Genomic DNA, 26,628 nt, shown 5'->3' with positions numbered 1-26,628 from the left:
GTACGATTCACTGTGTCAAACTCGCGTAGCGTAGCTTAGTCTAGCACTCGTTTTCTTTGCTGCTCTAACTTTTGTGGATGGTATAAGATAAACGCTTGATACTTACCTCAAGTGCTTATCTTATACAGCTTTTAATCCATAATTTTATGGCTGATTCCATATAGAAAAGCCAGATTTTCTTTTTGCGTACTTGAACTTGATTTTCTTTATCATACGGCTTTTATTTCTCAATGCCTTTAACGCATTGTCTTTTTTACTCTCGACTGATTTAGAGGTTCGCTGACTGCCTTTTTCATCTGTCTTGACCTTATCTTTACCTTTACTCAAGTCCACGGCATGCTTATCATCGTTGCTGTTATCCTTATTGTCGCTAGCATCATCATCAGCATGGTCATCATTTGACATGTCTTTTGTCGTTTCGGCGACGTTACCTTCCTTATTGTTATCTTCAATTTCGTTTTCTATGTGATGCTCAAGCTCAGTTTGATTGACAATAAGCTGCTGCGTTGGCAAAGCATGCTCGACATCATATTTCGCCACTTGGTTCAATAAATCAACAAACAAAACGTTCTGTTTGTCATAGAACTCAGTCACGCCATTAGCATTAACATACGCCTGTAATTGAATGATATAGCAGTCTTGACGTAGCTCTAAAATATTGACCTGATTCCATTCTTGGTTGGTCAAATAATGCTCATCTATAAACTCATCCAAGTCCTTGACCATCTTAAAGACCACATCAATATCAGCAGTGCGTTTAATATATAACTGATGGAAGAAGCGAAACATATCGCGGGATGTAAAGTTTTCAATCTGCATCGATGAAAAATCACCATTTGGTACAGTCACAACAGTGCGCGTCAAGGTGCGCACACGCGATGAGCGAATACCAATATCAATGACTGTGCCTTCATAAGTGCCAAACTTACAATAATCACCAATACGTACGGGCGAATCCGCCACGACCACGACACTACCAACAAGGTTTTCGATGGTTTTTTGCGCACCCAGTGCTAATGCCAAACCACCCACACCCAAGGCGGCAATACCCGTGGTCAAATCAAAACCCAAATTGCCGAAGATAACAATCACGGCAAAGATCAGCAGCAACGCTTTGACCACTTTGCGTAGCAGCCCCAAGATAGAGACACGTTCAGTATAATTTTTCTTATAACTTAAATTTACCGCACGAGTGAATATGGCATCGATGACTCGTAACAGCAACCAAGTCAATGCAAGCCAAGATGCAATCTCGGTAAAACGATTGATCGGTTCACGTAGCGTCACCGACACGCCTGCATACACCATCACTTCTGACAATATCAGCGCCATAATGACCACTGCCAGTGGCAATACGACCTTATCAGGTAATGGCAATGGTACGCCGCGCACACGAGGATAAACGATTCGTAATAGATGGTACAGCAGCCATACCATGATATAAGTAAATACAAAGCTGCCGACAGTCATCATTAACGCTGCAGCTAAATCCGCCACTTGATAACCAAACAGCTTTTTGCCTTCTAAGGAATCAAAAGTATAGCGAGACACTAACGTTGGTTCGGTATTTTCTATGACTTCTGGTACTGAGCTGAGCGTATCCGTAGAAAACTGCCAGTACTGCTCTCCTTGCTTAGACACCACTCTTTCAAGTATCAGTGGCACACTTTTTTCACCCACATTAATCGCACCGACGTTTTCTTGGCTTGGCGGTAGCTGATCAGTTAGGTTGCCCTCAGGCGTATTATTAATCTGCAAATCAGGCTGAAAACGCCCGCCTGCATCCAGCGCTTGCTTGAATTGACGAACGATTGTGGTTGGATTGTCAGACTTTGATAAGTTTAAATAATTACTCGCCAGCAGATAGTCATTTTCACCTAACGCACTGATAAAGCCCTGTACAGTATGGCGCGGTGTATCGCGTCCGAATGAATCTGGTATCGGCGTACTCGCCGACTCCTCACTGGTACTGCTACCCATCCCCAATGCGCTGGCTTCAGCAGCAAATGCATTATTGGGCAACAACGCACTCAACAGCATCACAAGCAAAAACAAAATTGCCATTAGTGGCATTTTGATGATTGAGTATGGTGAAGACAACTCGGGACTGGGAATTATAGGAATCAGGCGATACTTAATAGACAAAACAAACCTCTTAGCATTATGAATGGTACAACGAAGAACAAATGAGTGCTTCCCTATAATAGCAATTATTTATAACAGCAGTGCTTTTGATTACACGTTTTTATGGTCATCTATGTGAATTATCTACTCTCACCTTTGCTTATGGCTTCTGATTTTTTATCACCTTTCACGACACTCCTTATCAATGTCTACTATGAATAAGAGTGATAATCATTAAATGAGTAAACCGCAATCTATCATGAAAACTCCTCAGCTTACCGTGAATAAACATTAGGTTAAAGTGGTTTATAAAGCAGTCTGTTTTGTAGATAATGAACGCAGTTTTGCTTGTCCACTGTTTTTTGTAATTTTTAGCCATATTAACGTCAGTATGGTTACTTTTTTCCCTGCATTTTTTAATATGATTATTTTGGAATTGACTATGTCTTTATCACGTTCATCTTCACGTACCTACCTTCGTTTGAGTATCTTAAGCGCACTAGGTTTACTTGCGGTTAACACAGCAATGGCAGTGACACCTGACGTTGCTACTATTAACGATAGCGAGCTACCACAAGTTGAGCTTGATGAAATCATCGTAACAGCAACTCGTACTCCCACTAAAACCAGCAATGTAATTGCGCAAACTCGGGTTGTAGATAAAGAAGATTTAGAACGCTTTCAAGGTCAGACGGTTTTAGAAGTACTTAGACGGCAGCCAGGATTTAGCATTAAACAAGATGGTGGTATGGGTCAAAGCAGTAATTTCTATCTTCGCGGCTATGATAGTAAGCGTGTATTAGTGCTAATAGATGGTGTTCGTTATGGCTCAATGTCAACAGGTCAGCCCGCTTTAGCCTTATTACCGACCGATCAAATTGATCGTATTGAAATTTTATACGGTGCTTCAGGCTCTAGTATTTATGGTTCAGATGCTATGGGCGGCGTCATTCAAATATTTACTAAAGGCAGTAACGTCAATCAAACTAACTTTTCTGTGACCGCAGGTGTTGGCTCACATGACCACTATGTTTATGGTGCGACAGCGCAGTTTGCAAATGCTCAAGGCGCAAAACTTAGTCTTTCCGCTAGTCGGAATCAAACCAAAGGTATCAGCGCGCTTGACAACCGAACAGGCAATGATAAAGATGATGATGGCTTTGAGAGCAATAACTTTGCCTTAAATGCTAGTATGCCTATTACTCAAAATATAAGCGTTGGCGCAACTGGACTTTTTTCTAAGTCAACGACAGAGTTTGATAACTTTAGTTTTGGACCAGGTCCCAATGCAGAGATTGATCAAGAGAATGGTGCCGTATCAGCATTTTCACAGTACGAAAACGATAAGCTGACAGTACGACTATCAGCAGGTCAGAGCTTGGATAAGATTGATAACAAAGTGGGCGATGCCTTTGAAACCAAACAGAAACAGGCGAATTTGATAAGCACTTATGAATTACCTGTAGGACAATTTCAAGCAGGTGCCGAATGGTTGCAGCAGGAAGTAGACCTTACAGATAACACTCCTAGTGCCGGCGGTAAAGACAGCTATAAAATAAATGACCGTGATATTAAGAGTGGCTTTGCTGGTTATCAAGTAAATGAGGATGCTTACGATTTTCAAGCCAATGTTCGTTTCGACGATAACTCACAATTTGGTCATGAAACTACATTTGGTCTTGGTTATGCTGTAAAGCTAGCGCCTAGCCTACGCCTAGGTACTAGCTTCGCTACTGGCTATAGAGCGCCTACTCTGAATGATTTATACATTGAGAGCGCTTACTATGTTCCAAATGAAGATTTAAAAGTCGAAAAGAGTAAAAACCTAGAAGTATTTATTGAATCTACCAATACGATACAAACTACTCGTTTGACTGGTTTTAATAGTGATGTCGACAATCTTATTGATAACAGATACGATGGTAGTATTGATAAATATCAAGCACTGAACATTGATGAAGCAAGCTTGTCAGGTTATAGCTTTACCTCAGACTGGCAGCTCAGTAATATTTTATTTGGTGGTCAATACACTCGCACCAATGCTGAAGAGGACTCCGGAGCTAACAAAGGCAAACAATTAGTGTATCGCCCTGAAAATACTGGCCTGGTATATATAGGTTACCAAGCTGCAGAGTTCGATATTCGTACTGAAGCAGAATATGTGGGTAAAACCTATAATGTTGCAGATAATAGCACTTTCATAGATGACTATACGTTATTCAATATCAGTGGTAATTATTACTTGAGTCCAAATCTGACATGGACAAGTCGTATTAACAACTTGACCAACGTAGATTACTCAACCAATGAGAGTTTTGGTCAATATGCTTCGCGTTACAATCAAGACGGCACCAACTTCTTCACATCTTTAACCTATAACTGGCTCTAATTTCTCTTAGTACTATTTGGACTGCCTGAACTGAGAATAAAAAAGGTCATCCATCGATGGCCTTTTTTATTGCTACATATTACTGCTCGCCTTCTTAGTGTCTATACCGTCAGCTATTTATGTTATCCAACAGGTGACAATTCATGACTCATCAATTACAATAACGACCTCCGAGAGGTGTTGCGCCATAATATCTGATAGTGCATTTAGGCTTTAAAGCCCTGCTAATCAGTCATCATGTTAGGCTCGGTAACTGTTAAACAATCATCTCATTGGTTGTTGACAGCGCAAATAACGACACCTGCGTTTTTATTCTTTTTATCATACCTTAACCACTGATAGGAGCATATTATGGACGCAGTGTCTAACACCCCATCTGCCCATACGATCGATCCCTCTTTTACTGACTATAAAGTCGCCGACATCAGCCTTGCTGACTACGGTCGCCGTGAAATCACCCTTGCCGAAGCTGAAATGCCTGCCCTAATGGGTTTGCGTCGTCGCTACGAAGCCGATCAGCCGCTTAAAGGCGCAAAAATCGCTGGCTGTATCCACATGACCATCCAGACTGCCGTTCTTATCGAGACACTCGTCGCGCTAGGTGCTGAAGTACGTTGGACCTCATGTAATATCTTCTCAACTCAAGACCACGCTGCTGCTGCGATTGCTGCTGCTGGTATCTCTGTTTATGCTTGGAAAGGTGAAACAGAAGAAGAGTACGAGTGGTGCTTGCGTCAACAAATTCACGTTGGCGGTGAAGCGTCAGGTCAGCTTTGGGATGCTAACTTAATCTTGGATGACGGCGGTGATTTAACTGCATTAATTCATAATGATTATGCAGAGCTGCTTGATAGCATCCATGGTATCTCAGAAGAGACTACTACTGGCGTCCATCGTTTAGTTGAAATGCTCAATAAAGGCACCCTAAAAGTACCAGCGATCAACGTCAACGATGCGGTTACCAAATCTAAAAACGACAATAAATACGGCTGCCGTCATAGCTTAAATGACGCCATCAAACGTGCTACCGATATGTTCCTTGCTGGTCGTCGTGCCTTAGTTATCGGTTATGGCGATGTAGGTAAAGGCTCTACGCAAAGCTTACGTCAAGAAGGCATGATTGTCCGTGTCTCAGAAGTTGACCCTATCTGTGCCATGCAGGCATGTATGGACGGCTTTGAAGTATTGTCACCGTACATCAATGGCGATAATACGGGCGGCGCAGACAACATCAACACTCGTCTGCTTGAAGACACTGACATGATCGTTACCACCACTGGTAACTACCATGTTTGTGATCGTCATATGCTAGCAGCCCTGAAACCTGGTGCGGTTGTTTGTAACATCGGTCACTTTGATACCGAAATCGACACTCAGTTTATGCGTGATAACTGGCGCTGGGTTGAGATTAAGCCACAAGTCCATCAAATCTTCCGCTCAGATGATGAAAATGATTACTTAATTTTGCTTGCTGAAGGTCGTTTGGTAAACTTGGGTAATGCGACTGGTCACCCATCACGCGTGATGGACGGCTCATTTGCTAACCAAGTATTGGCTCAAATGTACCTGTTCGAAGAAAAATTCGCTAACTTGCCAGCCGACGCACGTACTGACAGCTTATACGTCAAAGTATTGCCTAAGAAATTAGACGAAGAAGTGGCCGCTGCGATGGTTGCTGGCTTTAACGGTACGCTAACGAAGCTAACTGAAAAACAAGCAGAGTATTTGGGTGTGCCTGTCGAAGGTCCATTTAAGCCTGACGCTTACAAATACTAAAAGGAGCCAGACTGTGACTAAGCCTGCTTTCTCCTTTGAGTTTTTCCCTGCCAAAACCGAGCTAGGTCATGAAAAACTACTCAGTACTTATGATGAGCTGAATAAGCTATCACCTGCGTATTTTTCAGTGACCTACGGTGCTGGTGGTTCAACCCGAAATCGCACTTTAGATATCGTCCAAGCACTATGCGCACGCGGTGAGACTGACATTGCGCCGCATATATCTTGTATCGGTGATGATAAGGCGGAAATCGCTGAATTGCTCGATCTGTATAAAGGTTTGGGCATCAAGCGCTTAGTCGCTCTGCGTGGTGATTTACCATCAGGTCAAGTCGGTATGGGCGAGCTGCCGTTTGCGTTAGACTTGGTGAAGTTTATCCGTGAATATTCAGGCGATCATTTCCATATCGAGGTCGCAGCGTATCCTGAAATGCATCCACAAGCGCGTAGCTTTGCGTTTGATGTTGACAACTTGGTCAATAAATACCAAGCGGGTGCTAATGCATCGATTACTCAGTTTTTCTATAACGCTGATAGTTACTTATATTTGCGTGATACCTTAGAGAAGCGTGGTATCGATACGGTTGCTCAGCCTTTAATCGCTGGTATCATGCCAATTACTAACTCAAGTAATTTGGTACGCTTTGCCGATAGCTGTGGCGCTGATATTCCGCGTTATGTACGTAAGCAATTGTCTGACTTTGGCGATGACCGCAAAGCCATTCGTGAATTTGGTTTTGATGTCGTCTATCGTTTATGTGAGCGCTTAATTGCTGAGGACGTACCTGCCATGCATTTTTATAGCATGAATAAGGTCGAGCCAAACAAGCGCTTGGTTGAAGCACTCGGCTTAGCTTAATTGCTCATCGTATTTATTAAATGTATTTTTTAAAGACTGGCGTTCCTAGGAGCGCCAGTCTTTTTGGTATAAGAATTGCACTAATGCAAATTCTACTAAAGATAATCCCTTTACCCTCTCAAACGATATTCTGCTAAGATATTTGAAATATATTATTCAAACAATAGGACTAAGCAACTGTGCGACGTTTTTTTTATGACACCAGCAATGATATCAGTGATGAAAGAAGCTCACTCCATCCTCAACTTAGCACCTTGGCTATTGGGGATAGTGCCGAATTAACAGAGAGTATCGTTCATCATTGGTGCCGTGTATTGCGTGCCAATATTGGCGATCAAGGCATATTATTCGATGGCTTTGGCGGCGAGTATCAGGTGCAGCTCGATACCATCAGCAAAAAACACGCCACTGTGACATTATTAGCACATGTAGATACTGACCGAAGTGCCGCTGTCTTCACTAAAATCGGTCTAGTGATGAGCCGCGGTGAACGCATGGACTATGCGATTCAAAAATCCACCGAGCTTGGTGTCACTGCCATTCAATTGCTAAGTAGCCATCATGGCGAGGTCAATCTAAAGCCTGCCCAAGTAGAAAAAAAACTGATACATTGGCAGCAAGTTGCCATTGCCGCGTGTGAACAATGCGGTCTTAACCGTCCACCGCTTATTATTGCGCCTGTGTCCATAAATGACTGGTTACAAAAGTTAGTGACTCACTCTGCCGATGCGCAAATGGACGTTTGCCCTCCTACTACCAGCACTATTGTCACAACCCTTAGCCAAGACCCTTATTATCAAATATTACAACAACCAGCAGATTTGCGTCTGCAACTGAGCGTACCAGCGGCAGGACAGCCAGCAATGCCTAGGTCGCTACCAACAGTCTTAACGCAACAGTCTCCTTATATTGAGCTGCTAATAGGCCCTGAAGGTGGTCTGAGCGTTGATGAATGCCAGCAAGCAGCGAAGGCTGGTTTTGAACCTTGGCAAATTGGCTCAAGAGTCTTACGCACCGAGACCGCACCCGTGGTGGCGTTGGCGACTCTGCATGCTTTGAGCTATTATGAGTAAATACCATATGCGTAATCCTAATTGCTGTTCCATTTCGACGTGATGAGTCCAACTATGACGGCTTTCGCCCCTATTTCCATCGCAGACAAGCAGCAACTGCTGGCCGAGTTATGCGAGCAGCTTGATGATGCCATATTCATCTTAGATGCCAATTTACGCTATCTATCGGTCAATGCCAGTTATGAGATTATCATTGGCTACAGTGAGTCATTTTTGCTTGGCAGACCACTTGGTGTTTATGCAGCAGAATTTTTATCAGATGAAGAAAGGGCTGTCTTAGCAGATATCACTGACCATCTAGACTGCAATGGTTTTTATGAAAACGACTTTTCGATGCTGAACCGTTATGGACAAATACTTGACTGTCACATGACTTATCGCAAAATCTGTGTCAATCATAGAACTTACTATATCGGTATGGTGCGTGATATGTCCGCGGTCGTCAAAGATCAAAAGCAAGTGGCGCATTTGCTCAATTATGATCAATTGACTGGGTTACCAAACCGTAAGGTTTTCTTGAGTCAGACAAGCGACCTATTATTGGACAGCTATCAAGAAGTCGTGATTGTGCGCTTTAATATTGACCGTTATCGCAATCTAGCAAGCTTGCTTGGCCCTGACGGCATCAACACTTTGGTAAAAAACTTTGTCACACGCCTGAAGAACCTCAAGCTCGATAATTTAAATTGTTTTTCCCATTTTGGCGGCGATGATTTTGCGTTATTATTCGAATTTAATGACGCTAATATGGTACGTCATCAGCTAGATAGCTTGATGCAAATGTGTGAACGCCCCTTCTCCTTAGATGAAAACACTGCAACAGACGCCAAGATTTATTGTCATATTTCCGTCGGGGTCAGTTACTTTCCCACTAACGACGACGAAGTGACAGGATTATTGACCAAAGCTGAAAAAGCACTGCATTATGTCAAGCAGCAAGGCGGTGATGACATTTGCTGGTATGATACGGCCATTGACGAAGCCACTGCGGGTAGCTTGCAGTTAGAGGCGGAACTTAGAGCCGCTACCACTGAAAATCAGTTTGTTCCTTATTATCAACCAAAGTTTGAGCTGGCTACTGGCATCATTATTGGTTTTGAAGCGCTGGTACGTTGGCAACACCCGACTCGCGGACTGCTAAAGCCGATACATTTTATCAATGCCATTATCACTCATAAACTGTCGTTTGAGCTGTTCTCGCACATGGCGGTTCAAATTGCTAAGCAATTATCGACTTGGCAACAGCAAGGGTTTTGTCAACATATCTGTATCAATGCAGATGCCGCCGAATTTAGCCACCCTGAGTTTTCTGAGATGGTGAGCAGTTTACTGGTGCAACACCGTATTTCTGCGCATCAGCTACATATTGAAGTCACTGAATCATCGTTAATTCAGCGTCATGCAAATGTCAAAAAACAGCTTACTCTGCTCAAAGAGCTGGGAATTTGTCTGGCGTTGGATGACTTTGGCACCGGTTATGCTTCTTTGAGTTACTTACAAGAATATCCGTTTGATTTTATTAAAATTGACAAAAGTTTTATATCCAACATCGACACCGATCGTACCCAACATGCCATTGTAAAAGCTATTTTAGACTTGGCAATGGCACTTGATATGCAGGTAGTCGCCGAAGGTATCGAAACCGAACAACAGCGCGATGTGTTGCTAAAAATGGGCTGTCAACAAGGTCAAGGCTATTGGTTTGGCAAACCAGTGCCAGCAGAGGCTGCGACTGAGATGTTGATTCAGCAGTACGCCGCCAAATAAACCCCATTTAACGAATGTTTATTTATCCAGTATCATTAGTATTTTCATATGCTTATTCGCGTTTCCTCTTAACGCCTAACGTCGATTGTATAACCGATGCAAGATAGGTTCATGACTTATCAGTGCTGTCACCAAACTTGTATAATCCCCTCTGAAAGCCTATCTTTTATAGTGAATTTGTTAGAGCTTATTAAATTTCAAGCTTACTCTGACCATCGCCATTCTTTTCAATACTATTTTATATAGCCGACAACATCGTCAATCTGCATTATTGCCTAGCATTTATTTGGGCTCGTTAGATTAATATGGGCTGGACTTGTGCACTAAATAACAGTGCAGTCATGTGCCTACCCTTGATGATGATTGGTTATATTCTCAAAAGGACAGGAAGTTATGCAATACAAAGCGCCCTTACGTGACATTCAATTCGTGATGCATGAGTTACTCGACAGCGAAAGCCATTATAAAACCCTGCCAGCATTCCAAGAAGCGGATCGCGAGCTAATGGACAGCCTGTTTGAAATGGCGGCAAGCTTTGCTGAAAATGAGCTATCACCATTGAATCAAAGTGGTGACGCTGAAGGCTGCCAGTTTAACAATGGTCAAGTCACCACGCCAAAAGGCTTTAAAGAAGCATACAAAGCGTATTGTGAGCTTGGTTTCCCAGCCTTGTCTGCTGAAGAAGATTTTGGCGGTCAAAATATGCCGTTCTCATTATCGACCGTCATTAATGAAATGGTTGGTACGGCTAACTGGTCATTCTCTATGTACCCTGGTTTATCGCATGGTGCCATTCAAACCATCGAGCATCACGGTACGGACGAGCAAAAACAAACCTACCTAGAAAAAATGGTCAGCGGCGAATGGTCAGGCACCATGTGCTTGACTGAAGCACATGCAGGTTCTGATCTGGGTATTATCCGCACCAAAGCCGAGCCTAAAGAAGATGGTAGCTATAGCATCACTGGTCAAAAAATCTTCATTTCAGCTGGTGAGCATGACTTAACGGACAACATCATTCACATTGTATTGGCTCGTCTACCAGGCGCGCCTGCTGGTACAAAAGGCATCTCACTGTTTATCGTTCCTAAAGTAACGGTCAACGAAGATGGTAGCCTAGGTGAAAACAACAACGTCGTTTGTGGCTCTATCGAGCACAAAATGGGTATCAAAGCCTCAGCCACTTGCGTGATGAACTTTGATGGCGCAACAGGTTATCTAATTGGCCCAGAAAACCGTGGTCTACAGTGCATGTTTACCTTTATGAACGTGGCGCGTATTGGTACCGCAGTGCAAGGTTTAACAGCAGCAGAATATGCGTTCCAAGGCTCATTGACTTATGCCAAAGATCGTCTAGCAATGCGTTCATTATCTGGTGTTAAAGCGCCTGAAAAAGTCGCTGACCCTATCATTGTACATCCAGCGGTTCGTAACATGCTGTTGACTGAAAAAGCCTTTGCTGAAGGTGGTCGTGCTTTGGTTTATTACCTCTCACATTTTGCCGATACTGTTGCAAAAGGCGAAGGCGATGCGCTTAAATTTGCTGATCAAATGTTGTCACTATTGACACCGATCGCTAAAGCGTTCTTGACTGAAACTGGTCTAGAAGCGGCTAACCATGGCGTACAGGTTTATGGTGGTCATGGCTTTATCAGCGAATGGGGCATGGAGCAAAACGTGCGTGATACGCGCATTGCTTGCTTATACGAAGGTACCACTGAAATCCAAGCACTCGATCTACTAGGTCGTAAAGTATTGGGCTCACAAGGCAAACTGCTTGCAAACTTTGTAAAAATCATCCAGACATTCTGTGAAGAAAACAAAGAAAATGACGAGATGGGTCAATTTATTCGCCCACTTGCCAAACATCTAAAAGAATGGGGTGATTTGACTGCACGCATCGGCATGCAAGCCACTGAAAACCCAGATGCGGTTGGCGGCGCTGCGGTTGATTACATGTATTTCAGCGGTTATGTAACACTAGCCTACTTATGGGCACGCATGGCATTAGTAGCACAAACTGAACTTGCTAACGGTACTAGCGAACAAGCCTTCTACGACGCGAAAGTAAAAACCGCGCAGTTCTACTTTGCTAAGCTATTGCCACGTACCACCACTCACGTACAGCGTATCAGCACTGGTGTTGAACCATACATGAGCATGGACGTTGATCAGTTCGCTTTTTAATTAGACGTTAAATACTGCTAATACTGTATTTTTATCGGCAACATACTCAGGTGTGTTGCCGATTTTCTTAGCGCTATTAAAATTAATAACGAGTAGAGTCAACACTTTCAAGAAATCTATTCTTATTTTTATAAAGGCTATCTTTTATCAATACTTTTGGTGTACGCACAATTCACGAAGAAACACACCCGTGCGCAAGCTTATTTGCTAAACTTTGATTATTAACCGCTAAGGTTAGACCAAAAGAACAATTGATATCTTTAACAACTTTACTTTTATTTATTTGAACCAAAGGAATGTTTATGGCTGTTTATAATGCCCCTCTCAATGACATGCGCTTTATCTTAAATGATGTATTTAACGCGCCTAAATTTTGGCAAAACAACGAAAACTTAGCTCATGTCGATATGGAAACGGTCGATATGATTTTGGAAGAAATGGCAAAACTGACAAAAAACGTTTTGTTACCTATCAACCGTAGCGGTGATGAAGAAGGCGCAACCTTCCAAGGTGATGGCGTCGTTACGACTCCAACTGGCTTTAAAGAAGCTTATAAGCAGTATGCTGAATCTGGCTGGGTCGGCTTAAGTGGTAATTCTGAATACGGTGGTCAAGGTTTCCCAAAAATGGTGACCATGCTGACTGAAGAGATGGTATTCACTGCTAACCAATCATTTGCCCTCTACCCTAACCTAACCGTTGGCGCAACACTGTGCCTAAACGCAGCGGCTTCTGAAGAACAAAAGCAAACCTACCTAGAAAAAATGTACAACGGCGAGTGGGCGGGCACCATGTGCTTGACAGAGCCACATGCTGGTACTGACTTAGGTATCATCAAAACAAAAGCTATCCCTAATGATGACGGTAGCTATGATATCTCTGGTACCAAAATCTTTATTACTGGCGGTGAGCATGACCTGACTGACAATATCATTCATTTGGTATTGGCAAAAACCCCCAACGCGCCAGAAGGCTCAAAAGGGATCTCGCTATTTGTCGTACCAAAATTTTTGGTCAATGCAGATGGCAGCTTAGGCGAGCGTAACACTTTAGCAGTAGGCTCTATTGAGCACAAAATGGGTATCAAAGCCTCAGCCACATGTGTCATGAACTTTGACAGCGCTAAAGGCTGGATGGTTGGTGCCGAAAATACGGGTCTGTCATCAATGTTTATTATGATGAACTATGAGCGTGTCACCATGGGTCTGCAAGGCCTTGGTGGTTCTGAGCTTGCTTACCAAAACGCAGCGCTATACGCCAATGATCGTGGTCAAGGTCGTAGCGATACCCAACTGCAAAGCCCAGAAAAACCAGCAGATGCCATCATTCATCATGCCGATGTACGCCGTATGCTATTAAATGCCAAAGCCAATACTGAAGCGTCACGTTGCTTTGCGATGTACGTTGCCAAAAATCTTGATCAGGAGAAGTTTAGTACCGATCCAGAGGCCGCTCAAGCTGCTGCCGCGCGTGTTGCCCTATTGACGCCTGTTGCTAAAGCGTTCTTGACTGACAAAGCGTTAGAAGCCACCATTGATTGCCAGCAAGTATTTGGTGGTCACGGCTATATCCGCGAATGGGGTATGGAGCAAATCGTTCGTGATACCCGTATTGCCCAGATTTATGAAGGCACCAATGGTATTCAAGCGCTTGACCTACTAGGTCGTAAAGTGGCGAAAAATAACGGCAAATACGTCACTCATTTCTTAGGTGAAATTCGTGATTTTGTCAATAACATGCAAGCAGATCATGGTATCAAGCAAGCAACGCTAGATGCTGCTGACACGATTGAAGCATTGACTAACACTGTGCTTAGCAACATTGGCGAGCGTAAAAACGAAGTCAATGGCTGTGCCGTTGACTACATGCATGCCTTTGGTTACCTCGCTTATTCGTACATGTTTGCGTTGATGGTAGAAGCCGCTAACGGTAAAGAAGGTGAGTTTTATACCAATAAAGCCAAGCTTGCCGATTATTTCGTCGGGCGTATTTTGCCACGCATTGATGCTCATGCACAAATGGTTCAAGCTGGTAGTGATCCAATGATGAACTTTGATCTTAGCTACTTTGATGTACCTGCTAGCTAATTTCTTACTTTTATAATAAAGTAAGCCATACCGCACTACGATAAGGGGACAGTCACGCTACTGTCCCTTTTTTTGCCAAAAATATCATCACAGTGATGGTTTCCACAATCGATATAATGAGCGCCACAAAATAACTGCTAACAAAATAATTAACCGCTCAGGCATTGTTACGATTAAAATAACGCAAAGTCACAACATTAAGATTGGTACAAATATCTTTAACGCCGAAACCAATAAGCTCTGAACCAATAATTTCCAAATTAGTGAGCTGTAAATTAAAAACCTAACAATCAATCGTGGTAGATATCGCGACATTGATAGCCAATATAGCCATTCAAAGCACTTATATCTTTGCTCATACTCAATAATAACAATGATTGAAATAACCACCACAAGGGATGCAATGTGTCAGAAATAAAACACATTTTACAACAGATTACAGCCTTAAGTGATGTGCCAGATCCTGCGGTACTCAAGCGCCTAATCGATGAGCTACGAGTGAGTGATAAAGAGCCCACATTAGCCAATCAAAACATTCAAGAGCTGATTGATATTTTACGTCAACATCCAGAATATGCAGATGGACTGTCAAGTTTCGTCTTAAAACTGATTATTGAATATCGCCAAATTGCTTTATATACCGATACCGGCATCATGTCGGATCAGGGCTTTTTTAATAGTCTACGTCGCCTTATCGGGCACCGTTTTTTACCGCTACTGCCACAAGAAGATTCTGTCGTAGAATTGGTCGGTTATTTATTTGATAAACGCTATGATGAGCGCTGGCTTGCCAATATTAAAAAAGACAAATGGGATGAACTGGTTGAGCTACTCAAAGTCGATGAGCAGCATTTAAACTTAGTTGCGACAGCAAAAAACAGTATTTTGAACGCGATTATCATTTTGTCATACCGTATCAGCGGTATTGGCTTGCATCCAGATTTGATGGAATTTTATCCGCAAATGCTGAATTATTCAGCGTCATTTGTGGCACAAAATCAAGAGGCGGTCTTATACGTCAATCAGTACCGAGAAGCGCATGAGCTTGATACTTTAACGGATATTACGCCCGAAAAAGCGGTAGATCCTGCGCCGTTATTGGTCATGATTGAACAATGCGAAGATATCGTTGCCACGATACGCAAGCGCATTTATAAAACAGGAATCTCTATTCGCCTGACCAACATGATGCTGCGTTTAGACCAAAGCTTGCAACGTATGCGCATCCTAACTGAACTGGTAGCAGATAATTATGATAAGCGTGATCAGGCGCTCATTGAGTTGATTCAAGCGCTGATTACCACTGCGAGCCGCCGTTATAGTATCGGATACTTAATTGATAATAATACCAAGCTGCTGTCGCGCAAAGTCACTGAAAATGCCAGCCGCGTGGGTGAACATTATATTAGTACCGATAAATCGGGCTACCAAAAAATGTTCAAGAAAGCCTCTATCGGTGGTTTTATTATTGCGTTTATGGCAACGCTTAAGATATTAGCCTATAACCTAGCCCTCGCACCGATGGGACGCGCCTTTGTCAATAGTATGATTTATGGATTGGGTTTTGTTTTTATCCATATCGTTCATGGTACGGTTGCTACCAAACAGCCTGCTATGACGGCGGCGGCAATCGCCTCTACTATCTCGGACGGTTCTGGCAAAAAGTCACACCAGTTAAATAAATTATCAGAATTGGTGGTCGATATTTTACGTACCCAGTTTGTGGCGATTATGGGTAATATTATGCTAGCGATACCAGTCGCTCTGATTATCTCTTTTGCATGGCTACAATATACTGGTGCGCCGATGATCAATACCGACAAGGCTGCACACTTACTGCATGATCTTGACCCCTTTCACTCACTGGCATTGCCCCACGCGGCCATTGCTGGCGTCTATTTATTTTTATCGGGTCTTATTGCTGGTTACTACGATAACTTGGCAGTCTACAACCAAATCGGTGCCCGTATTCAGCGCCACAAACTACTTCAATACCTACTACCAAAAACTTGGTTACAGCGTTTAGGCGGTTTTATAGAAGCCAACCTTGGCGCCATTATGGGCAATTTCTTGTTCGGGGTGTTCTTAGGTAGTACTGCAACAATTGGCTATTTATTTGGCTTACCGATTGATATTCGCCACATTGCGTTTGCCTCGGCAAATTTGGCGCATGGACTGTTTAATATATCTGCCAACCAGTGGGATTGGCAGATTGTGTTTATTTCTATTTTAGGCGTTGCCCTTATCGGCATGGTGAACCTCATGGTCAGCTTCTCGCTCGCCTTATTTGTGGCACTGCGCTCTAAAGAAGTCAAATTCATGGAGTGGAGTCGTTTAACCAAGCAGCTTTTCAGCCATATGCTTACCCATCCTTCAGACTTTTTCTGGCCACGTGATAAGCCAATGAAGTATGCTCGTATCGACAGCCAAGGACATATGATTTTTGACGATACCAGCGCTCATAAAGGAGGACAAACTATTCCCAATAATTATGTAGTGCGCCGTTTGTCTGATGTAAAAATCCTACCTAAATCCAAGCAAAAAAGCATGCAAAATGAACAGGCTATCACAGACATAGATTACGATAATAACATCTCAAATGCTGACACTGACGCTGCGCTAAAAAGCCGGGAAACACACAGCACCACCAATCATATCAGTACCAAAAAAACCATTGAACTCGATGATGGGCTGATAGATGAGGAGCTCAATAGCGTCCCTTATAGTAGTGATATTCAATATGATAAAGCGCATAACGCCTTTACTGAGGGTAATGAGGCGATTGCCCATCCTGAAAGCGATAACAGCAACCCTGAAAACAAGGCTGCGAGCGATACTAAAACCTCACTACCTAAACCCAAAAAACCACCAAACCTACCCAGCTAATGGGAAGGTTTTGGTGGTTTAATAAATCGTTTGGATAAGCCAAATAGTTGCGACATGACCTCATTTTAAAAGCAGAGATAGAAATGAGTCCATGCCTTAATATTATGTATCTGGCTGTAAGCAATGCGCACTTGACCTGATGATTTTTCCATCACTTAAGCGATAAGCCAATAGATCATTTCCCCAAACGCAGCCGCCGTCAAGTGCACGCGCATACGGTAAGTCTACCTCACCTTTCAGCGCTGCCCAGTGCCCAAATAGTACCTTGCGAGTCCGCGGCACTTGCCATTCAAACCAAGGCAAAAAACCCTCTGGCATAGACGCTTCTAACCCTGCTGCAAAGCTAAATTCTAACGTGCCATCTTTTTTACACAGCCGCATACGAGTGAAATAATTGGCAATTGCGCGCATTTTGGTAAAGCCGCTAATATCTGGATGCCAGTCATCAGCAGTCTTACTATATAAATTCGGCAATAAACGATCCAGCTGCTTTAAACTGCTTTGCAATTGTGACTCTAACTGCTGCGCGTGATTTGCGGCCGCCTCAACCGTCCAATGCGGTGGAATGCCAGCATGAACCAATACCGTCTGCTCATCAGGAAAAGCCAATACTGGCTGATGACGTAGCCATTCAAGCAGTTCATCGCAATCATCGGCAGCAAAAATAGGCGCTGTCTGATCCTTTTTTTTAATCTTTGTCGCACCGCGCCAGACAGCGATCAAATTGATATCATGATTGCCGAGTACTGTCGCGGCTGCGCCTTGCTCGCAAAGTGCTTTGACATGACGCAAGGTACTTAGCGAGTCTTCACCACGTGCCACCAAGTCCCCTGCAAACCATAGCTTGTCTTGTGCAGGATTAAAATCCAATATTTCAAGTAAATGAAGGTACGCCGCATAGCAACCTTGCAGGTCACCGATGACATACTGATGGCGAAAGCTCATAAATCCTCAGTATTTTTACGTGATAGTTTTATGTGAAAATTTTATATCGTCATTTCCATATAAATGTCTTTGACGACGAATCGGCAGTAGCTCAATTTAAACCTCTACTTTACGCGCTTGATTACTCAAATTCACAAAATCCTTCACACTTAAGACTTCAGGACGTGCTTGTGGGTCGATGCTACACGCTGCAAAATCTTCTTCGCTCAATGTCGGTAGCAACGTTGATTTTTTAAAGATGGCACGTAGCGTCTTACGACGATGGTTAAAGGTTTCACGTACCACTAGCGCGAAATACTCTTCGTCCTCTGCGACGACTGGCTTAATGATATGCGGCGTCAAACGAAAAACCGCACTGGTTACTTTTGGTGGCGGATTAAAAGCACCACGTGGTACGGTCAGTAGATAATCGGTATGGCAGTGATACTGCATAATGACAGATAGGCGACCATAAGTTTTGCTACCAACGTCAGCTGTGATACGCTCGACCACTTCTTTTTGCAGCATAAAGTGCATGTCTTGAATCACATCGGCATAGCTGAGCAGATGAAATAAGATAGGCGTAGAAATATTATACGGCAGATTACCAACCACACGGAGCTTGCCATGCTCATCGCTATACAGCTCGCGATAGTCGACATGCATGGCATTGTCTTTGATGATCGTAAAGTTTGGATGGCTGTTGGCACCGATACGAATACGCAGACTGTCTGCCAAATCTCGATCCAGCTCGACCACAGTCATCGCATCCACCTCTGCCAATAATGGCTCAGTCAGTGCGCCCATCCCTGGTCCAATCTCAATCAAATTGTCATCGCGCTCTAAGCGAATGCTCTCAACAATCTCACGGATGACACTGCGATCATGTAAGAAGTTTTGACCAAAGCGCTTACGCGGTTGGTGTTTGGCAGCGCGTAGGCTGTTGGTAATAGACTGAGCATCAAACGAAATTTTGGACATAAAAAGGTCTTAATCGATAAAAGATAAATGGGCTATAGCGCTATGGCAGCAATATACTGGTTTTATAGGCGCTTTTATTGGCTCGTTTTGTAATACGAAATTATACCACAGCTCGTAAATTTGCTGTATTTTTGAGACATTTTATCGATAAACAGCTCATACCTTAGCGCAATCGACATAGTGCCTTATTTTTTTCTAAAATCGTTTATTATAAGAGTATTATGAGAGTAAGCATGGTTCCCAGTGAGGACTTGAATCTTAGGTTGTAGCTCAATTGATTTCAACATATATGGGATTTTAGATTGAATCAGTGTACATCTGAATGTACTTAATGATTGGGTTAACTAATTAAAATATTTTTTAGTGCTGGCAACCCAATAAAGGCTCATGTCTTCTTCTTTTAGAGATGCCATTTCAGTTGTACGGCCTTCATCATCTACAAACTCAATTAAGTACACAGGGGGATTTTGATCAAAAATATGTACTACAGTACCCAAATGACCTGCTCTGATATCGTCTTGAATATTTTTTGATACCTTAATAACATCGTTTATATTCAACATACTGCTAAGCCTTATATTTAATAACGTCTGTTATGGGAATGTGTTCGGTGCGCTATACAGGCATCGAACTATCGGCTATGAATAAGTTGTAGCAGATTCAAAGGATCATTGTCTATCTGGATTCATAATTTCTAGGAAAGTAGTTATTGATCTTGTCATTGTCAAGCACTCTATCTTTAGTAAAATCTAATGTATCTGAAACGGCAATACCGTACCATAGCTCTTTTGGGAAGTCATTAATAGAACCATATACTGTTGGCATAAGATGACGAAAATAATCTCCTATTTTAGTCTGACCTTCATATCCCACAGGATAATCTTCTCCTTCATTACTTCCTTCAACTGCTTCATAAATAAAGTAACCTTTAAAGGAAGGAACAGTCCAATCAGATATTTCATTTTCATCACGTAATCCGTGTTGAATGAAGTTTTCAACCTCTTTTTTAGACTTGTAGTCTCTGTACATTAGACTAGAATATAGATCTAAAGTAGCTTTACCATCCTTACGAACAGGATATTCAGAAAATTTCTGAGACTCTTCATAAGTAAATTCATTTAGATCATCTAATGATAACTCAGCGCCATTAATTCCTAGAATAGATTTTGGTATATCTCCCCACGAGTTGTTAAACATCATAGCAATTAAACCATTTTTATCCATTGCAAACCATGTATATACAATTCCAAAGTTTGGTTTCCATTTTTCATTTAAATAGCTCATTATTTTTCACCTGCAATGCCAGTATATTAGGAAACTGTATCTTTAGGGTGCGTTGAATATGTATTTTAGGCATACCTCTAGCAGAACCAGCTATTTCAGCTCTCTAAACCTATTAATAGACCACTTATAACAGACTGCTATGGTGGAACCAATTATATTAAACCCTATTTGATAATTCATAAATAGCCATTACTCACACTAAAGTTACCCAATACTGCGTGATAAATGTCGCTAAGGCACCGACTTATGCAAGAAGTCTATTAATAAGCGATTTGTCTGCCATTTCATTAGCCATATTCAACGCTTGATATAAGCTAGTCGCACTTGCGCCACCGCGTCCCGCTAAATCAAGCGCCGTACCGTGATCAACTGAGGTGCGAATATAAGGCAAACCTAAAGTCAGATTAACCGTATCACCAAAACCATGTGATTTAAGCACTGGCAAGCCTTGGTCGTGATACATAGCAATCACCGCATCACAGTTGGCTAGATGTCTGGGTGTAAATAAGGTATCCGCTGGCATCGCCTCTGATATATCGACGCCTGCTTTGATAAATTCTTGCAAGACTGGATTGATAATTTCAATCTCTTCTATACCTAAATGCCCACCCTCGCCTGCATGTGGATTGAGACCGCAGACCAATATACGTGGTTGCGTTAAGCCAAATTTTGCTTTCATCTCATCGACGACAATTTGTACGGTTTGGCGTACATTGTCAGACGTAATTGCAGCAGGGATATCTTTTAGTGGTAAATGAGTGGTGACAAGCGCGACTTTCATGGCTTGATTGGCGAGCATCATAACCACTTTATCACAGCCACTTTGCTGCATAAAAAACTCTGTATGACCACTAAACATCGTGCCATCTAATAGCTTAATACCGGCTTCTATCAATGCAGACTTTTGCAATGGTCCAGTGACGATAGCCGCCACTGTTTTATTGGTTGCCAACTGATGGGCAACGTCTAACTGCTTAGCAACCATTGCTGAATTGTGCGTGTTAATTTTCCCGCAGACAACTGGCTCAGCACAAGATATATTAAGCAGAATAAAAGAACTATCCACGTCAGTATCTGGCTGCAACATCTGCTCTACAACGTTAAAATTAAAGTCATCGGCATCGATATCAATAATTTGCCAGATTGGAGGGTTTTTCAATACATCAGCTGCAACCAACTCATCTGCGCGCTTTGTCATAGCAGTGCTATCGGCGGTGACCCAAATTGGGCGTTCAAAATCTTGCAATTTACCCTCAGCCGCTAATAGCAGCACGATATCCATCCCAATACCAGCAGGCTCACCAGTTGTGATTAATAATGGCAATTTTTTTTGTATATCTTGCATCGTAACTACGCCTTTATATTTATATTAAGTCGTGAATTTTATTGTATTTTTTATGGGAAAAATAAGTACTGACACTTATATTGTATAGATGATTTTTTACTTATTACAACCGTCATCTAGAATAGATAGTTGTCTATCGGTGACGAAAAAAGCCTATTATGTGTTAAACTTTCGCTTTTCATTATAGCATTTACCAGTCAACACCGAGCTCAGGTTTTGGTACTTCAATTATAGTGGCACGTGGCGTTTTATTTGCTGTATCAGCACCCAATGAAACTCTGATATCACATACCCATTTATACCCTCTTTTATATCGACTTTTGACACATTAGGCAATCATGGCAGACAACGAAAAAACCGACGACTTACTCAATCAGACACCGCCGCACAATATCGATATTGAAAAGGCATTGCTCGCGTCCTTAATGAGTATCGAAGAGGCGTACGACAAGATTGCTGATATCGTTACCAAAGATGATTTTTATGCAGGGCGACATCAGTATATTTTTGATGCTATTGCTCATTTAGCGGCAGTCAACGAACCCTATGATACGGTCATGGTACACGACTGGCTAGAAGCACAAAAACTCCTTAAAAGTGCAGGCGGCGATAGCTACTTGGCAGATATTTTGAGTCAAAGCCCTGCGACTTTGTTTAACCTGACCGCCTATGCTCAGCGCGTCCGTGAACTATCTACTCTACGCCAACTGATTACGACTGGCAATGAGATGCTCACGCTCGCCTATAATCCTAAAGACCAGAGCGTCAGTGATATTTTAGACAGTGTTGAGGGTAAGATATTTAGCATCAATGAGCAGCATAACAAACGCGCTGAACAGCGTGGACCTGTGGGCATTACTGCTGTTTTGACCAACGTTATTGATAAGATTCAAGAGCTAAAATCCAATCCCGATGGCATGATTGGTTTACAGACGCCGTTTGCTGAGTTGAATAATAAAACCCAAGGCTTGCAGGCAGGTGACTTAATCATCGTGGCTGCCCGTCCTTCTATGGGTAAAACCACCTTTGCCATGAACTTGGCAGAAGGGATTTTATTTAACGAAGATCTGCCTGTTGTGGTGTTTTCGATGGAGATGCCTGCTGAGTCTATCGTCATGCGTTTGCTGTCCTCATGGGGCGCGATTAATCAGACGCATCTGCGTTCTGGGCAAATGAATGAAGATGAATGGGCAAAAATGATGAACGCCATTCAACACTTGCAATCTAAACATCTCTATATTGATGATAGTACTGCTTTGCCACCGTCTGAGATGCGTTCACGCTGCCGCCGTATCGCCAAAAATCATGATGGCAAGCTTGGCGCTATCGTCGTCGATTATCTCCAGTTGATGAAAGTGCCAAACCTAGATGGCAACCGTGTTGGGGAAATCTCTGAGATTTCACGGAGTCTCAAGGCGCTAGCACGTGAGCTTGAATGCCCTGTTATCGCTTTGTCGCAGCTTAACCGTAGTCTAGAAAACCGCCCTAACAAGCGCCCTATCATGTCAGATTTGCGTGAATCGGGTGCGATTGAGCAGGATGCCGATTTGATTATGTTCATCTATCGTGATGAGGTTTATAATGAGAATACAGACCACAAAGGCGTGGCTGAAATCATTATTGGTAAGCAGCGTAACGGCCCTATCGGCACCATACGTTTGGGCTTTGAAGGGCAATTTACCCGCTTTATTAACCTAACGCCAGAATACTATCAAAACGTCAGTTTCGAAAACGACGAATGATTAATCTTATAAAACTTAAGCCTAATAAAAATCATCCTGATAAAGACTGAAGCTTAATCATAAGCGAACAAATAGTTTTTAATAAAATAGCCAGTGCTGCATCAGCCCAATTGATGCAGTACTGGCTTTATAATTTCATAATTCTACTTATAAAGAAGCCAATTATGCGTACTATCACAATCAAACCACAAGCCATTACTCACAACTTAAACCAAGTTAAGAAAATGGCAGCAAACTCTAAAGTCCTAGCCATGGTCAAGTCCAATGCTTACGGACATGGTGTGGCAGCGGTATTGCCTGCATTGCAACAAGCAGACGGTGTTGGTGTTGCAACCTTGACTGAGGCGCTAGAAGCTCGGCAGTTAGGCTGGGACAAAACGATTGGTTTGATTGAAGGGGCATTTACCGCTGATGAGTGGCAGCAAGCCATTGAGCATGATATTAGCTGCGTGATTCACCATGTGCCGCAATTGCAGTGGGCACTCGACAATATCCCACCAGCCAATAGTGCGACCAGAGTGGTTTGGCTTAAATATAATACTGGTATGAACCGTCTAGGCTTCAACGCTGAAGATATTATGGCAGCGGCTAAGCGCCTGCATGAAGCGGGATATCAGCTGATACTAGCCACGCATTTTGCTAATGCCGATGACAGCACTCATCCATTAAATGCGATGCAGATACAGCGTTTTTCAGATGTATTAAGCACTTTGCAAGAGACTGTTAGCAACGATATCAAAGGCTCATTATGCAATTCAGCCGGTATCGTTAATTTTCCAGAGCATCATTATGACTGGGTACGTCCCGGCATTATTTTATATGGTAGCGCCCCTGTCATTGATAAAAGCGCGCATGAGTTAGACTTACAGCCAGCGATGGATTTCAGCGCACAAATTATCGCCCTGCAAACAGTTCAGGCAGACAATGCTATTGGCTATGGCAGTCGTTGGACAGCGCAGAAAGACACTAGAACAGCGCTGGTGAGTGTCGGCTACGGTGATGGTTACCCTCGTGTCATCAGCGATGAAGCCTATGTCACTGTTATAGATACTACCAACCATCAAAGCTACCGATGCGCGGTCATTGGACGCGTGGCAATGGATATGATTGTCATTGATGTCAGTACCGCACCAGAAGACATTGCGGTAGACAGCAAAGTAATACTGTGGGGCGATGCTCCGCACGTTGATGAAGTCGCCGCACATGCAGGTACGATTAGCTATGAGCTACTATGCCGCCTAAGCATTCGCCCAAATCGCATACAAGTATAATTATACTGACCTCATCACTATTCATGTCATGTCTGTTTGCCAGACTTATAAATCACGGCAAATTGGACATTTACATTAAGCCTAATTGCGCTATACTAAAAGTTTGTTGTCACCCCAGTATACGCACTGACGCGATGCTATTAAAGACTGATGACGTTTCACTGACTGCGATCGACTGCTAGGATTACTATGAGTTTGCGCCATTTTTTGACCTTATCTGATTTAACCAAACAAGAACTAGAAAACCTTATAAAACGCGCTAGCGAATTGCGCAAGATGCAACACGCAGGCGAGATATATCAGCCGTTTGTTGGTCGTACGCTTGGCATGATATTTGAAAAATCCTCAACCCGTACGCGCATCTCATTTGAGACGGGTATGGGTCAGTTTGGTGGTAGTGCTATCTTTTTGTCGCCAAATGATACCCAGCTTGGGCGTGGTGAGCCGCTAGAAGACTCAGCACGTGTGATCTCTAGCATGGTTGATATCATCATGATTCGTACCTTTGGTCACGAAAAAGTTGAGACCTTTGCTGAATACTCAAGCGTGCCTATTATCAATGCTTTAACTGACGAATTTCATCCTTGCCAGCTACTGGCTGATATGCAAACCTATTATGAGCATCGCGGTAGTATCGAAAATAAAATTGTCACTTGGGTTGGTGATGGCAATAATATGTGTGCATCCTATATGCAAGCAGCCCATCAGTTTGGCTTTGAGCTACGCGTCGCTGCGCCTTATGGGTTTGAGCCTGACCCTGAGCTGATGAAACGCTTCTCGCATTGCGTCAGTATTGTCGAAAACGTACAAGAAGCCGCGAAAGATTCAAACTTAATTGTCACCGATGTATGGGCAAGCATGGGACAAGAGTCTGAACAAAACACTCGTGCGCGCCGTTTTGCCGCTTATCAAGTAACGCCATCGCTATTGGACAAAGCCGATCCTGAAGTGGTATTTATGCACTGTCTGCCCGCGCATCGTGGTGAGGAGATCTCTCATGATATGCTTGACGACCCACGCTCAGTGGTATGGGATGAAGCAGAAAATCGCTTACATGCGCAAAAAGCCTTGATGGAATTTTTGCTAAAAGATAAAATTAAACTTTAAACAATGTAGCCATAATCTATTTATGGAAGAGTAAGTACGAAAAAGGCAGACCACATTTAGTGTGATCTGCCTTTTTATTTTATGATGAACGATAAGCCACTGCTTAACCGATTTTTAACGAGTAAGCATTTTTTAACGAATAAGTGTCGTCACACCATTACTACCTGCTTTCAGCAATACATCAGCTTGATTGGCCGCAAAAATACCATTACACACGACACCCACAATATTATTCAGCTCTTTTTCAAGCGCTATCGGATTACTAACATCCAAATCATAAGTATCTAAGATGACGTTGCCATAATCAGTCACAAAATCTTCGCGGTAAACTGGCTCACCGCCCATACGGGCTAATTGCCGTGCGACATAAGAACGTGCTTGCGGCAGTACCTCAATAGGAACAGGAAACTCGCGACCTAGCACCTCAACGCTTTTGCTTTCATCAACCATACATATAAATTTGTTAGAAGCCGCTGCCACGATTTTCTCACGAGTGAGCGCGCCGCCGCCGCCTTTTATCAATTGCAAATGCTCATTGACCTCATCTGCCCCATCGATATAAATATCAAGCGTACCAGCAAAGTTCAAATCGACTATTTCAATACCAAGGGCACGAAGTTTGTCTTCAGTGACCTGTGAGCTAGCCACCGCGCCAGCAAGCTTTACAGTTGGCAATAATTCAATCAAACAGTTGACCGTACTGCCTGTGCCTACTCCAAGTATCATGTCATCTTCGATATAACTTAGAGCCGCTTTGGCTGCGGCTTGCTTTTGTGCTTGCTGATCACTCATCATAAATCCTTGGAAAAATAAACGTATCGCTTTA

General features: G+C 42.8%; 18 protein-coding genes. 11 read left to right on the top strand and 7 right to left on the bottom strand.

Annotated elements, in window-relative coordinates; translation table 11 throughout:
- Positions 1 to 144 precede the first annotated feature (144 nt).
- On the bottom strand, positions 145 to 2,145 hold the full coding sequence (locus tag JMW64_RS06885; protein WP_227694109.1) for a mechanosensitive ion channel family protein: 2,001 nt from the start codon (positions 2,143 to 2,145) through the stop codon (positions 145 to 147).
- Positions 2,146 to 2,566: 421 nt separating this feature from the next.
- Between JMW64_RS06885 and JMW64_RS06880 the strand changes: the two genes are divergently transcribed.
- From JMW64_RS06880 to JMW64_RS06845, 8 genes are all read left to right on the top strand, one after another.
- Complete coding sequence (locus tag JMW64_RS06880; RefSeq protein WP_201553799.1) at positions 2,567 to 4,513, top strand: TonB-dependent receptor domain-containing protein; 1,947 nt, start codon at positions 2,567 to 2,569, stop codon at positions 4,511 to 4,513.
- Positions 4,514 to 4,864: 351 nt separating this feature from the next.
- Positions 4,865 to 6,289 (top strand): adenosylhomocysteinase, encoded by a 1,425-nt coding sequence (gene ahcY, locus JMW64_RS06875; RefSeq protein ID WP_201553798.1) that lies wholly within the window; start codon positions 4,865 to 4,867, stop codon positions 6,287 to 6,289.
- 13 nt (positions 6,290 to 6,302) lie between these two features.
- Entirely contained in the window at positions 6,303 to 7,148 is an 846-nt protein-coding gene (locus JMW64_RS06870) for a methylenetetrahydrofolate reductase (RefSeq protein ID WP_201553797.1), read from the top strand.
- Positions 7,149 to 7,327: 179 nt separating this feature from the next.
- On the top strand, positions 7,328 to 8,221 hold the full coding sequence (locus JMW64_RS06865; protein ID WP_201553796.1) for a 16S rRNA (uracil(1498)-N(3))-methyltransferase: 894 nt from the start codon (positions 7,328 to 7,330) through the stop codon (positions 8,219 to 8,221).
- A 54-nt stretch (positions 8,222 to 8,275) separates the two neighbouring features.
- On the top strand, positions 8,276 to 9,988 hold the full coding sequence (locus tag JMW64_RS06860; RefSeq protein WP_201553795.1) for a putative bifunctional diguanylate cyclase/phosphodiesterase: 1,713 nt from the start codon (positions 8,276 to 8,278) through the stop codon (positions 9,986 to 9,988).
- 393 nt (positions 9,989 to 10,381) lie between these two features.
- Positions 10,382 to 12,175 (top strand): acyl-CoA dehydrogenase C-terminal domain-containing protein, encoded by a 1,794-nt coding sequence (locus tag JMW64_RS06855; RefSeq protein ID WP_201553794.1) that lies wholly within the window; start codon positions 10,382 to 10,384, stop codon positions 12,173 to 12,175.
- Between the two features lie 302 nt (positions 12,176 to 12,477).
- Positions 12,478 to 14,262, top strand: a complete 1,785-nt coding sequence (locus JMW64_RS06850; RefSeq protein ID WP_201553793.1) for an acyl-CoA dehydrogenase C-terminal domain-containing protein — start codon at positions 12,478 to 12,480, stop codon at positions 14,260 to 14,262.
- 405 nt (positions 14,263 to 14,667) lie between these two features.
- Positions 14,668 to 17,148: a site-specific recombinase gene (locus tag JMW64_RS06845; RefSeq protein WP_201553792.1), complete on the top strand. Its 2,481-nt coding sequence runs from the start codon at positions 14,668 to 14,670 to the stop codon at positions 17,146 to 17,148.
- Between the two features lie 102 nt (positions 17,149 to 17,250).
- Here JMW64_RS06845 and JMW64_RS06840 read toward each other — a convergent pair whose 3' ends face one another.
- The 5 genes from JMW64_RS06840 to pdxA form a co-directional block, all read right to left on the bottom strand.
- Complete coding sequence (locus JMW64_RS06840; protein WP_201553791.1) at positions 17,251 to 18,093, bottom strand: symmetrical bis(5'-nucleosyl)-tetraphosphatase; 843 nt, start codon at positions 18,091 to 18,093, stop codon at positions 17,251 to 17,253.
- A 96-nt stretch (positions 18,094 to 18,189) separates the two neighbouring features.
- Complete coding sequence (gene rsmA / locus JMW64_RS06835; RefSeq protein WP_201553790.1) at positions 18,190 to 19,053, bottom strand: 16S rRNA (adenine(1518)-N(6)/adenine(1519)-N(6))-dimethyltransferase RsmA; 864 nt, start codon at positions 19,051 to 19,053, stop codon at positions 18,190 to 18,192.
- A 344-nt stretch (positions 19,054 to 19,397) separates the two neighbouring features.
- A complete protein-coding gene (locus JMW64_RS06830) occupies positions 19,398 to 19,616 on the bottom strand; it encodes a DUF4926 domain-containing protein (RefSeq protein ID WP_201553789.1) in 219 nt (72 codons plus the stop codon).
- Positions 19,617 to 19,728: 112 nt separating this feature from the next.
- Positions 19,729 to 20,337 (bottom strand): hypothetical protein, encoded by a 609-nt coding sequence (locus tag JMW64_RS06825; RefSeq protein WP_201553788.1) that lies wholly within the window; start codon positions 20,335 to 20,337, stop codon positions 19,729 to 19,731.
- A gap of 244 nt (positions 20,338 to 20,581) precedes the next feature.
- Positions 20,582 to 21,673 carry a 4-hydroxythreonine-4-phosphate dehydrogenase PdxA gene (pdxA, locus tag JMW64_RS06820; protein ID WP_201555059.1) on the bottom strand — a complete coding sequence of 364 codons (1,092 nt, stop codon included), beginning with the start codon at positions 21,671 to 21,673 and terminating at the stop codon, positions 20,582 to 20,584.
- A 347-nt stretch (positions 21,674 to 22,020) separates the two neighbouring features.
- Here pdxA and dnaB point away from each other — a divergent pair, with 347 nt between their 5' ends.
- The 3 genes from dnaB to argF all read left to right on the top strand — a co-directional run bounded on the left by dnaB (position 22,021) and on the right by argF (position 25,802).
- Complete coding sequence (dnaB, locus tag JMW64_RS06815) at positions 22,021 to 23,424, top strand: replicative DNA helicase (RefSeq protein ID WP_087815967.1); 1,404 nt, start codon at positions 22,021 to 22,023, stop codon at positions 23,422 to 23,424.
- A gap of 164 nt (positions 23,425 to 23,588) precedes the next feature.
- Entirely contained in the window at positions 23,589 to 24,695 is a 1,107-nt protein-coding gene (gene alr, locus JMW64_RS06810) for an alanine racemase (protein ID WP_201553787.1), read from the top strand.
- A gap of 189 nt (positions 24,696 to 24,884) precedes the next feature.
- Positions 24,885 to 25,802: an ornithine carbamoyltransferase gene (gene argF, locus JMW64_RS06805; RefSeq protein ID WP_055124903.1), complete on the top strand. Its 918-nt coding sequence runs from the start codon at positions 24,885 to 24,887 to the stop codon at positions 25,800 to 25,802.
- A 132-nt stretch (positions 25,803 to 25,934) separates the two neighbouring features.
- Here the strand turns inward: argF and rpiA are convergent, their stop codons facing one another.
- Complete coding sequence (rpiA, locus tag JMW64_RS06800; RefSeq protein WP_060491162.1) at positions 25,935 to 26,594, bottom strand: ribose-5-phosphate isomerase RpiA; 660 nt, start codon at positions 26,592 to 26,594, stop codon at positions 25,935 to 25,937.
- Positions 26,595 to 26,628: the final 34 nt, after the last annotated feature.

This window comes from Psychrobacter immobilis, assembly GCF_904846065.1.
GTDB classification, from domain to species: Bacteria; Pseudomonadota; Gammaproteobacteria; order Pseudomonadales; family Moraxellaceae; genus Psychrobacter; species Psychrobacter immobilis_H.
Note: the sequence above shows the minus strand (reverse complement) of the source record. Positions and strands in the feature narration are given on the sequence as shown.

What these genes read in the sequence shown, in the direction of transcription:
- JMW64_RS06850 (WP_201553793.1), top strand. Translation starts at nt 12,478, where the DNA reads ATGGCTGTTTATAATGCCCCTCTCAATGACATGCGCTTTATCTTAAAT.
- dnaB (WP_087815967.1), top strand. Translation starts at nt 22,021, where the DNA reads ATGGCAGACAACGAAAAAACCGACGACTTACTCAATCAGACACCGCCG.
- JMW64_RS06855 (WP_201553794.1), top strand. Translation starts at nt 10,382, where the DNA reads ATGCAATACAAAGCGCCCTTACGTGACATTCAATTCGTGATGCATGAG.
- JMW64_RS06825 (WP_201553788.1), bottom strand. Translation starts at nt 20,337, where the DNA reads ATGAGCTATTTAAATGAAAAATGGAAACCAAACTTTGGAATTGTATAT.
- rsmA (WP_201553790.1), bottom strand. Translation starts at nt 19,053, where the DNA reads ATGTCCAAAATTTCGTTTGATGCTCAGTCTATTACCAACAGCCTACGC.
- alr (WP_201553787.1), top strand. Translation starts at nt 23,589, where the DNA reads ATGCGTACTATCACAATCAAACCACAAGCCATTACTCACAACTTAAAC.
- ahcY (WP_201553798.1), top strand. Translation starts at nt 4,865, where the DNA reads ATGGACGCAGTGTCTAACACCCCATCTGCCCATACGATCGATCCCTCT.
- JMW64_RS06860 (WP_201553795.1), top strand. Translation starts at nt 8,276, where the DNA reads ATGACGGCTTTCGCCCCTATTTCCATCGCAGACAAGCAGCAACTGCTG.
- JMW64_RS06840 (WP_201553791.1), bottom strand. Translation starts at nt 18,093, where the DNA reads ATGAGCTTTCGCCATCAGTATGTCATCGGTGACCTGCAAGGTTGCTAT.
- JMW64_RS06830 (WP_201553789.1), bottom strand. Translation starts at nt 19,616, where the DNA reads ATGTTGAATATAAACGATGTTATTAAGGTATCAAAAAATATTCAAGAC.
- JMW64_RS06880 (WP_201553799.1), top strand. Translation starts at nt 2,567, where the DNA reads ATGTCTTTATCACGTTCATCTTCACGTACCTACCTTCGTTTGAGTATC.
- argF (WP_055124903.1), top strand. Translation starts at nt 24,885, where the DNA reads ATGAGTTTGCGCCATTTTTTGACCTTATCTGATTTAACCAAACAAGAA.
- rpiA (WP_060491162.1), bottom strand. Translation starts at nt 26,594, where the DNA reads ATGAGTGATCAGCAAGCACAAAAGCAAGCCGCAGCCAAAGCGGCTCTA.